Annotated in this window: 14 protein-coding genes and 1 pseudogene; 5 read left to right on the top strand and 10 right to left on the bottom strand. The window is 62.0% G+C overall.

Annotated features, from left to right (window positions below; translation table 11 throughout):
• The 4 genes and pseudogenes from RTX98_RS18120 to ybgC all read right to left on the bottom strand — a co-directional run.
• A pseudogene (locus RTX98_RS18120) lies at positions 1–358 on the bottom strand (hypothetical protein); the annotation flags it as partial.
• Positions 359–365: 7 nt separating this feature from the next.
• Entirely contained in the window at positions 366–815 is a 450-nt protein-coding gene (gene tolR / locus RTX98_RS18115; RefSeq protein ID WP_312798194.1) for a protein TolR, read from the bottom strand.
• A 32-nt stretch (positions 816–847) separates the two neighbouring features.
• Positions 848–1,564, bottom strand: coding sequence for a protein TolQ (gene tolQ, locus RTX98_RS18110; RefSeq protein WP_189505558.1), 717 nt, complete (start codon positions 1,562–1,564; stop codon positions 848–850).
• Between the two features lie 203 nt (positions 1,565–1,767).
• Complete coding sequence (gene ybgC / locus RTX98_RS18105) at positions 1,768–2,259, bottom strand: tol-pal system-associated acyl-CoA thioesterase (RefSeq protein ID WP_312798193.1); 492 nt, start codon at positions 2,257–2,259, stop codon at positions 1,768–1,770.
• Positions 2,260–2,301: 42 nt separating this feature from the next.
• Here ybgC and RTX98_RS18100 point away from each other — a divergent pair, with 42 nt between their 5' ends.
• The 3 genes from RTX98_RS18100 (at position 2,302) to RTX98_RS18090 (ending at position 4,725) form a co-directional block, all read left to right on the top strand.
• A complete protein-coding gene (locus RTX98_RS18100) occupies positions 2,302–3,543 on the top strand; it encodes a glycoside hydrolase family 5 protein (protein ID WP_312798192.1) in 1,242 nt (413 codons plus the stop codon).
• 74 nt (positions 3,544–3,617) lie between these two features.
• Complete coding sequence (locus RTX98_RS18095) at positions 3,618–4,151, top strand: hypothetical protein (protein ID WP_312798191.1); 534 nt, start codon at positions 3,618–3,620, stop codon at positions 4,149–4,151.
• Between the two features lie 43 nt (positions 4,152–4,194).
• Positions 4,195–4,725, top strand: a complete 531-nt coding sequence (locus RTX98_RS18090; protein WP_312798190.1) for a hypothetical protein — start codon at positions 4,195–4,197, stop codon at positions 4,723–4,725.
• Here RTX98_RS18090 and ruvB read toward each other — a convergent pair whose 3' ends face one another.
• The 6 genes from ruvB to RTX98_RS18060 are packed head-to-tail and all read right to left on the bottom strand — an operon-like array spanning position 4,726 to position 8,183.
• Positions 4,726–5,766 (bottom strand): Holliday junction branch migration DNA helicase RuvB, encoded by a 1,041-nt coding sequence (ruvB, locus tag RTX98_RS18085; protein WP_312798189.1) that lies wholly within the window; start codon positions 5,764–5,766, stop codon positions 4,726–4,728.
• 10 nt (positions 5,767–5,776) lie between these two features.
• Positions 5,777–6,394 carry a Holliday junction branch migration protein RuvA gene (gene ruvA / locus RTX98_RS18080; RefSeq protein WP_312798188.1) on the bottom strand — a complete coding sequence of 206 codons (618 nt, stop codon included), beginning with the start codon at positions 6,392–6,394 and terminating at the stop codon, positions 5,777–5,779.
• Complete coding sequence (locus RTX98_RS18075; protein WP_312798187.1) at positions 6,391–6,807, bottom strand: type II toxin-antitoxin system VapC family toxin; 417 nt, start codon at positions 6,805–6,807, stop codon at positions 6,391–6,393. The genes ruvA and RTX98_RS18075 overlap by 4 nt, the downstream gene beginning before the upstream one ends.
• On the bottom strand, positions 6,785–7,054 hold the full coding sequence (locus tag RTX98_RS18070) for an AbrB/MazE/SpoVT family DNA-binding domain-containing protein (protein ID WP_312798186.1): 270 nt from the start codon (positions 7,052–7,054) through the stop codon (positions 6,785–6,787). Before RTX98_RS18070 ends, RTX98_RS18075 begins: the two co-directional genes overlap by 23 nt.
• Before the next feature lie 54 nt (positions 7,055–7,108).
• Entirely contained in the window at positions 7,109–7,621 is a 513-nt protein-coding gene (gene ruvC / locus RTX98_RS18065) for a crossover junction endodeoxyribonuclease RuvC (protein ID WP_312798185.1), read from the bottom strand.
• A 43-nt stretch (positions 7,622–7,664) separates the two neighbouring features.
• Complete coding sequence (locus RTX98_RS18060; protein WP_189505546.1) at positions 7,665–8,183, bottom strand: DUF1465 family protein; 519 nt, start codon at positions 8,181–8,183, stop codon at positions 7,665–7,667.
• A 397-nt stretch (positions 8,184–8,580) separates the two neighbouring features.
• Between RTX98_RS18060 and RTX98_RS18055 the strand changes: the two genes are divergently transcribed.
• Both RTX98_RS18055 and RTX98_RS18050 read left to right on the top strand, forming a co-directional pair.
• On the top strand, positions 8,581–9,243 hold the full coding sequence (locus RTX98_RS18055) for a thiamine phosphate synthase (protein WP_312798184.1): 663 nt from the start codon (positions 8,581–8,583) through the stop codon (positions 9,241–9,243).
• A 16-nt stretch (positions 9,244–9,259) separates the two neighbouring features.
• The coding region (locus RTX98_RS18050; RefSeq protein ID WP_312798183.1) for a tetratricopeptide repeat protein at positions 9,260–9,810 on the top strand (551 nt) is incomplete at its 3' end.

Genomic DNA, 9,810 nt, shown 5'->3' with positions numbered 1-9,810 from the left:
GCTCTTCCACGGGCTTCGGCGTCGGCTCGGGCGCAGGCGGTTGCGCGGCGGCCGTTTCGACTTCGCGCTTGGCGGGCTTGTCGGTCGGAGGCGTCGAAAGGTCGGCATCGTTGTCGCCGACATTCTGCGCTTCGGCCATCGTTTCAGGCCGCGTGGTGGGAACAGGCGCCGGCTTTTCGGAAACCGGTGCTTCCTTGTCGCCCTTCACGCTTTCGGCAAATTCGGCCATCGGCACGATATCGACCGGAAAAGACTCCTGCGAACCGGCGTCAAGCGGCGCAGGCGCCGACAGCGTCAGCAGGCCAATGCCAAGCGCTGCCGCATGCAGAACTACCGATGTGGTGAGCCCCGCCTTCATGTCCATCTCAGTTCGTCTGGTCCGGCAGCGTCACGAGGCCGAGATTGCGATAGCCGGCTGCGTTGATACGCGCCATCACCTGCATCACCATGCCGTAATCCGCCGACTTGTCGCCGCGCACGAAGATGCGTTCTTCATAGCCGGTCTGCGCGATCGCCTGAAGCTTGGCCACGATCTCTTCCGCCGGAATCTCGGTTTCCTGCAGATAAACCTGGCCGGCCTGGTTCACGGTCACCGTGATCGGCTGCGTATCGGCATTCAGCGCCTTGGCCTGCGTTTCCGGCATGTCGATCGGCACGCCGACAGTCAGCATGGGTGCTGCAACCATGAAGATGATGAGGAGCACGAGCATCACGTCCACCATCGGCGTGACGTTGATCTCGGACATCACGCCATGCTTGCGGCCACGGCGGCGACGACCGCCCTTACCTGCACCCTGGCTGACTGACATACCCATCTGAGGATCACTCCTTGCGCTGCGCTTGGGCCTTAGGCCGCTGCACGCTGCACGACCTTTTCATCGATTTGGCGCGAAAGGATGGCAGAGAACTCGTCCGAAAAGCCTTCCATGCGGCTGGAAAGCTTGGCGGCATCGGTGGAGAGCTTGTTGTAGGCGATAACCGCCGGAATAGCGGCAACGAGGCCGATCGCGGTTGCCAGCAGCGCTTCGGCAATACCCGGCGCCACAACTGCGAGGTTGGTGGAGCTCGATCCGGCAATGGCCTGGAACGAGGTCATGATGCCCACAACCGTACCGAACAGGCCAACGAACGGGGCGGCCGAGCCCACGGTGGCGAGGAAGCTCAAGCGGCCCTCAAGGCGCTCCATTTCGCGGGTCAGGGCAAGGTCCATCGCCTTGTCGATGCGGTTCTGCAGGCCGATCGGCGAACGGGCGCCCTTCTCAAAGCTCTTCTTCCATTCGCGCATGGCGGCCACGAAGATCGCGCCCATGCCCATCGTGTTCTTGTCCGAAAGGCTGCGATAAAGCTCTTCCAGCGACTGGCCCGACCAGAAGGTCTGTTCGAAGCGGTTCAACGCCGCGCGCATGCGGTTGAACGAGATGACCTTGTCCACCACGATGGCCCAGGTCCAGACCGAGGCCACCAACAAACCGATCATCACGAATTTGACGATCCAGCCGGCCTGCCAGAACAGACCCCAGATCGACATATCATGGGCTGTCGCAGCCAATGGCAACGTTTCCATCTCAACAGATCCTTGATCGAAACGGGTTGTGAAACACCCTCGCGCTGCGCCTGACTTGTCCGCCGACAAAGCCGAACCTGCATTTTCACGCTTGTTTCGGCTTCTCTCGGCAAATCTTGGTCAAACGAAGGCGCGTCGAAATCCTCTAATCATCCAGCTTTCGTTGATGAAGCAGTAAGGTTAAGGATCGGTAACGATGAAACTCAGGCGGGCTCGTCCGGCTGAAAAGCGTCGATCCATTCCCTCGGAAATCGCCGTGGTCGGCCATCTGGCCCGAGCACCGCAGCCTGCACCTTGGCCTGCACCAGCACTGTGGCGCCGCGCTTGATGACCTGCGCCATGGTGATGCGCGCGCCCGAAATCGCCTGCGTGCGGGTTTCGATCGTCAGCACATCGTCGATCCGCGCCGGCGAGCGCCAGTCAATCTCCATGCGCGTTACCACCCAGATCAGCGCCTCGCCGTGCTGACCTGCGGCGAGTTCCTTGTGATGCACGCCGGCTAGCCGCAGATAATCGGACCGCCCGCGCTCAAAGAATTCAAGGTAGCGGCCATGGTAAACCACGCCGGAAAAATCCGTGTCCGCGAAGTAAACGCGCGCTTCCAGGCTATGCCCGCCGGGAAACAGCGTGCCCGCCAGCCCGACGCTCGGGTTCACTTGGGCGGCGGCGGCGTCGAATTCACCATGATCGGTCATGCGGTCTTTTCTCTGTGATCTCGAGCTGACATGACTTGCCGCATGGCACCATCATTTGTCTGGATCAAGACTTGCCTCCTCGCCGCCGGCCTTCTGCTGGCCGCGATCGCTCCCTCGCCGGCGGGCAGCTTTATGATGAAGCGCGGCATCAATCTCGACCAATGGGTCACCTGGCCCACCGAAGATCGCTGGCATGATGAAACGGCACTCCTTCCTTTCCCCGAATGGAAGCGCTTCGTTGGTCCAGACAAACTCGCACAGCTGAAAGCAGACGGTTTCGACTTCGTGCGCATGCCGATCGATCCCGCACCGTTTCTGTCGGCGAAGGCCGAAGCCCTGCATGACCGCCTGTTCGCGGAAGTGCTTGATGCCGTGCGCATGGTCAACGCAGCCGGGCTGAAGGTCATCGTCGATCTGCACCTGATCGAGCGTGACGACAATCCGGCCCACGGCATGTCCGGCGTGCTCGGCTCAACTGAGACCTTCGACCGCTACATCGAGCTTACCCGCCGCATGGGCCGCACGCTTGCAAACGAGGACCCGTCAAGTGTTGCGCTCGAACTGATGAACGAGCCCGGCACGGTGTGCGACGAGAACGGCAACGCCGACTGGCGCGACCGATTGCCAAAACTCTACGCCGCCGCCCGCTCGTCCGCCACCAAGCTCACCCTCGTTCTCACCGGCGGCTGTGCCGGGAATGCGGATGGCCTCGTCGCTATGGAAGCCAAGAACATTCCCGACGAGAACGTTATCTGGACCTTCCATTCCTACCAGCCCTTCCTCCTCACCCATCAGGGCGCGATGTGGGCCGGCGACTTCATCCGCTATGTCACCGGCCTCCCCTACCCGCTCGACGCGTCCACGGCAGAAACGCGCGACACCATCCGCAAGCGCATCGAAAACGAAGCCCCTCTTCATCGCCGCGCGGGCATGCTCGCTTATCTCGACGAGCAGCTGGCCGAACTGGACACGCCCGAAAAGCTCGACGCCGTGATCCAGCGCCCCTTCGACCAGGTGGCGGACTGGGCCAAACGCAATCGCGTGGCGCCCGATCGGATCCTGCTCGGCGAGTTCGGCATGATCCGACAGGAATACCAGAACCCCTTCATCATGCCCGCCGCCAGCCGCGCCACATATGCGAAAGACGTGATTGCGGCCGCGGAAAAGCATGATTTCGCCTGGGCCATATGGGGTTATGGCGGCGCCTTCGGCATAGTGGAAAGCTTTGGTGGCGAGGCCGCCGAGCCTGATGTTCTTCAGGTCATTCGCACTTTAGCAAAGTAAAACCCCTTCAAATCCGGTTCGGATCATCATAGGAATTCAGCAACGTCGCCACACGCGGACCGACGGGAGAGGGAATGCATATTCTAGTCGGCCTTGTCGGCCTGTTACTTGCCGTTGGTTACTGGTGGTATCGGATCCAGCACGCGCGCAAAGCCGGCAAGGAGATGACGACGGCGCTTTCCACCACGGCCAAGCGTTTGCGCGCTGATCATCAAGCCCATCTCGGCTCCGTCGCCCCCATGCTGCAGGTCGATGACACCGTCACGATCGCCGCCACGCTGATCCTTTCCATCGTCTGCGAAGGCAAGGACGTGCCGCAACGCGTCGAGTACCGGCTTGAAGAAGCGCTCTCCGAGGTTGCCGGTCCTGACCAGATCGAAACCGGCATGCGCGAGGCCAAGCGGCTTCAGCGCAAGACCACGCGCGTCATGGACGTGATCCAGATCCTCGGCGCAACTTTGAGCGAACGCCTCACGGTCGCCGAGCGGCTGCGCTTTGTCGACATGGTGCAGAACGTCTTTTCCGCCAGCCCGCATCGGCCGGCCCACACCGCCAACCGGATCGTCGCGTTGCGCGAAGCACTCGGCCTCACAGAAGCCCAGCCCTGAGGCGCCATTCCCCACCACCAACAGCTTACCGCAGAGGACTTCGATGCATATTCTGATCGCGATCGTTGGTATCGTCGCCGCAGCCGCGTTCTGGTGGTACCGCATTCAATATATGGGCAAGGCCGCCGGCGAAGTGGCGGATGCGATCGGCCATGTGCGCGGCAATATCCGGCGCAACGCCATGCGGAAGAAGTCCGCGATTTCTCCGGTCACGGCCATCGATGATCCGGTGGTCGCGGCCGCCACCGTCATCCTCGCCATCGCCGCCGAAGACGCCCTGATCTCCGATGAGCTGGAAGAACGGTTGCGCCTCGAAATCGCGACCATCGCCGGATCCGACCGCCAGGTCGACGAGGCCGTGGTTTACGCGAAGTGGGCCACCAACCAGGTCGCCGACGTGCCGATCGTGATCGACAAGGCCGCAGCGCTCCTCAAGGACAAGCTCAGCGAGCATGAAAAGGAACAGCTGATCGGCATGGTCCAGAGCGTCACCCTGCGCGAGGATCGGCATCACATGTTCGATCGCCGCATCGAACTCCTGCGCCGCAAGCTCGGTTTGATCGTGCGCGACTGATCAGTCTTCCTCCTGGAAGAGCGCGATCTGCTGTTGTGCAAGATCGCGCGGCGCTTCCAGCCCGAGATGCTTCCAGGCATTGGCCGTCAACACGCGCCCGCGCGGGGTGCGCTGGATGAAGCCCTGCTGGATCAGGAAGGGCTCGATGATGTCCTCGATCGCATCGCGCGGCTCGAACAGTCCCGCCGCGATCGTCTCGATCCCCACCGGCCCACCGCCGAAATTGTTGGCGATCATCGTAAGGTAACGCCGGTCAAGCTGGTCCAGGCCGAGCGAATCCACATCGAGCCGCGACAGGGCGGCGTCGGCAATCTGCCGCGTGACCTTCTCCGCCTTCGCGACATCCGCGAAGTCGCGCACGCGGCGCAGCAGACGGCCGGCAATGCGCGGCGTTCCCCGTGCGCGGCGTGCAATTTCCAGCGCGCCGGCATCATCGATCGGCAGGCCCATCAGCCGCGCACCGCGCCGCACGATCAGTTCCAGCTCATCCACCGTGTAAAAATTGAGCCGCACCGGAATGCCGAACCGATCGCGTAATGGCGTCGTCAGCAGCCCAAGCCGCGTGGTCGCGGCCACCAGCGTGAACTTTGCCAGGTCGATCTTCACCGAGCGCGCGGCCGGCCCTTCGCCGATGATGAGATCGAGCTGGAAATCCTCCATCGCCGGATAAAGGATTTCCTCCACCGCCGGGCTGAGGCGATGGATCTCGTCGATAAACAACACGTCGCGATCTTCGAGATTGGTCAGCAGTGCCGCAAGATCACCCGCCTTGGCGATAACCGGCCCGGAGGTCGAGCGGAAATTGACGCCCAGTTCGCGCGCCATGATCTGCGCCAGCGTGGTTTTGCCGAGACCGGGCGGTCCCACGAATAGCACATGGTCCAGCGCCTCGCCGCGACCCCGCGCGGCCTCGATGAAGACCTTGAGGTTGGCACGCGCGGCAGCCTGGCCGACGAAATCGTCCAGCACTTGCGGCCGCAAGGAGGCATCAACATCCTCGCTGCGCTTTTCGGGCGTGATCAAACGCGGTGCGTCGCTCATAAAACCAAACTCAACGCGCCAGTTCCTTCAAGCCGAGCCGGATCAGCTTGGCCGAATCCGCACCCTCGCCCGCTTCCTTCAAGGCCGCCGCAACCGCATTGGCCGCGATGTCGCGGGAATAGCCGAGATTGGTCAGCGCCGAAACGGCATCGGCAACGGGTGTGGGCGCCACGCCCTCGCCCAGTTCCTGCTTCAGCCCGATCGTACCGGTGGCTTCGCCCGCAAAGGCTGGAGCCTTGGTCTTCAACTCGGTCACGATCCGCTCGGCCACCTTCTTGCCGACACCCGGCGCGCGCGACACCATGGTGATGTCCCGCAGTGCAATGGCATTGGCGAGTTCGGACGTCGTCAGCGTCGAAAGCACGGCCAGCGCCACCTTCGCACCCACGCTTTGCACCGATTGCAGCAGCCGGAACCATTCGCGCTCGAGATGGGTGCGGAAGCCGTAAAGCCGGATCATGTCCTCGCGCACATAGGTCTCGATAAACAGCGAAACCGCTTCACCTGGCCCGGGCAAGGCGCCCAGCGTGCGTGCCGAACAGAAAGCGACATAACCGACACCGCCGACATCGATGACGCAATGATCCTCGCCGATCTCGTCCAGGAGGCCCTTGAGCTTACCGATCATGGATGCGTGTCCGGTGCAATGAGGTCGAGGTCGGGGAAATAGGTGCGGTAGCGCCGTGCATCACATGTCAGAAGCCGGTGGCCGGCAACAAGCGCGTGGGCGCCGATAAGAAAGTCCGGCAATGTCTTTTCCCGAGTTCCGCCACGCGCTTTGTAGGTTCGGTGTGCAAGACCTGCAGAATAGGCCGCTTCAAACGGGAAGTCCTCCCGCTTCGGCTTCAGCCATTGCAGCTTTCTCCAAAGCTGCTCTTCGCTGATGCCCGGCGTCGCAAACTCCGCCCACACGATTGCGCTCAAAACGATCGGCCCATCTCGCATGGCTTGTTCCAGCAAATCAGCGGACGAAGCCTGGATCTGCCCGCTCCCAAAGAGATCGATCAGGATATTGGTATCAATAAGGGTCGAGGTCTTCATAGGGTCCGCGCAACCAATCCACGAAGTCCTTGCCGTCCATCCCGTTCGTGTCGATCGTCCCGCGCACGGACTGGAACCATTGCTGGAACTCACGGGCTTGCACGTCGGGGTTTGCACGCTCGGTCTGTCTCACCAGACGCACCCCATCTTGATCCTCGACGAACTCGACCTCGCTGCCCTCCTCGATCCCCAAACGATCGCGGATCGGCTTCGGGATCGTCACCTGGCCCTTTGATGTCACACGCATGGTAATACCTCGCCGGTATTACCTACCCCCTCGACCAGAACAAGTCAAGAACATCTAAGAAGCAGCAGCCAGCGGAATGCGCCGCGTCACCACCCGATGGTGCGCATGGCAGATGGCGATCGCAAGCGCGTCGGCGGAATCCGCGCCATTGTAAACGGCCTTCGGCATCAGCACCTTCACCATCATCTGGATCTGCTTCTTGTCGCCGTGACCGACGCCGATCACCGCCTTCTTCACGGCGTTGGGCGTATATTCCGCAACTGCTAAACCCGCCCGTGCCGGAACCAGCAAGGCAATGCCACGTGCCTGGCCGAGCTTCAAGGTGGAGGTCGGGTTGACGTTGACGAACGTATGCTCGACCGCCGCTTCTTCCGGCGAAAACTGCTGGAGAATTGCAGCCAGCCCGTCATGCAGCTGGCACAAGCGCTCGGCCAGGCTGCAGGTGTCGTCGGACTGGATCGTGCCAGCCGCGATGAAGCGTAGACTGTTGCCGGCGCTTTCGATCACGCCCCAGCCTGTACGGCGGAGGCCGGGATCGATGCCGATGATGCGAATCGCTGTTGCCATGGCAGAAGCCATAGCACGTTCGCATTGTGTTCCGGGTTAACGCTTAGTGGGCGAACGCCGTTTTCAGAAGAAGGATCTGCTCGGATACCGGATTGTCGTTGGCGCGCGCAGCCAGGCTGGGATGACCCAAACCGTAGATCTCGTCATCCATGCGCCGCACCCGGGTTTGCAGGGACAGCGAGCGTTCCACCAGATCGCGGAAGGAGCGCGGCAGGTCGGCAAACAAGGGCGCTTCGTTGCAGGCCGATGCCGTATCCAGCCGCACCTTGGCCTTTTCGGCCGAAACCTGGTCGCGCGTCATCTCGCCGGAATTGGCGGCGCGCTGCAAAAGCAGCCAGGATGCGATCTGCATCAGGCGCGTCGTGAGCCGCATGGATTCGGCGGCGTAGAGCATGGAGACGTCGCGGTTGAGCACCTTGGCTTCAACCCGCCCCGGACCATCGAGGTAAGCGGCAGCCTGTTCAACCAGGCCCATGCCCTCGTCATAGATCATCTGAAACAAAGGTGAGAGTATGCGCCGCTCCGCCAGGTTGACGGGAACGTTCCGTTCCGCTTCGCTCATCAAGGACTCCTGGGACTCACACACTCGCGCAATCGACGCCACAGCGGACTATTGGTTCCACCACGTCGTGCGAATGGAGAGTGCAATCCTCTCCACTGCAAAGCAAGCACATGTTTAACAGAAGGTTAACGGCGGGATTGGGGCCGCAGCAGACGAGACGTCCTTTGTGCACAGCCCACGCCAAAAAAAAGAGCCGCGGGAAAGCGGCTCTCAGGAGTTAACAGGGAGGCGTCAAACAAAGTGGCTGCACCACTCGGTCAAATCCAGGATCGCTGGATGCCCACAGTAAGCACCTGTAAACCTTAATGAAGCGTTAAGAAGTCCCACTCTGTTCAAGACGCACCGGCTGCGCTAGGCGTGCCCCACTCGCACCATGATCTCCTGAGATAGCCAATCCATGTCCAGAACCGCTTTGCCCGATCGCTGCCGCCTTGTTCTGATTGCGCCTGTTGAAGGCGAGATCGGCGACTGCACGGCCAAGGTAAAAAGCGCACTGTCGGGCGGCGATGTCGCGTCGCTCATCATTCCCGTCGGCAGCCGCGATGAAGCCAGCCTGCAGAAGCTTGGCGAAGCGCTTCTTCCGCTGGCGCAGGAAAAAGGCGTCGCGGTGATGATCGAGAACGACACCCGCATCGCCGGCCGCATCAAGGCCGATGGCGTGCATCTGGAAACCAATCCCGCCGATCTCGCCGAACAGATCGAGCATCTCGACGGCCGTCTGATGGTGGGCGCCGGCGGCATCAAGACGCGCGATGAAGCGCTGGATCTCGGTGAAGCCCAGCCGGATTACGTGTTTTTCGGCCGCTTCGGCTACGACAACAAGCCGGAAGCCCACAGCCGCAATCTGAAGCTCACCGAATGGTGGTCGGAGATGATTGCGCTGCCCTGCATCGTGCTCGGCGGCACCGACATCGCATCGGCGCTCGCGGTGGCTGAAACCGGCGCCGATTTCGTGGCTCTATCCGCGGCCGTCTTCGATGGCGCGAATGGCACGCCGGCTGATGCCGTTGCCGCAGTCAACGCGCTGCTCGAACAATCCGCCCCACGCTTCACCGAATAGATCCGGTTCGAACCCGATGTCGCACGCGTTTCGCATCCTGCTTCTGTTTCTTGCCTGCCTCACCGCTTTGCCGGCGGCGGCACAAGGACCGGATGGCGACCGTCCCGGTGCGCCGAAGGTGGAAGAGGCGCTACCTCGGCGCTTCGGCCAGCGGGCGCCCGATGAAGCCTTCGGCGCCTATCAGCGCGGCCTTTATGTCACCGCCCGCAATCTCGCCGAACCGCGCGCCGAGCTTGGCGATTCCGCGGCGCAGGTGCTGATCGCGGAGATTTACTCGCGCGGCCTCGGCGTCAAGCGCGACGAGGCGGAAGCCGCCAAATGGTACAGCCGTGCCGCCGAGCGTGGTGTGTCGGAAGCGCAGTTTCAATATGCCATGATGCTGCTCGACGGCCGCGGTGTGAAGCGCGACAACAAGCAGGCCTTCGCCCTGATGGAAGAAGCCGCCAATGCCGGCAATCGTCTCGCCCAGTTTAACTTCGCGCAGATGGTGCTGTCCGGAGAGGGTGAGCCGACACCGGAGGCGCTGACGCGCGCGGTCGGTTATTTCGAGAAGGCCGCTGACCAGAA

The organism is Tianweitania sp., assembly GCF_032053605.1.
In the GTDB taxonomy this organism is placed as follows: Bacteria; Pseudomonadota; Alphaproteobacteria; order Rhizobiales; family Rhizobiaceae; genus Tianweitania.
This window is presented reverse-complemented; position numbering and strand designations above follow the sequence as displayed.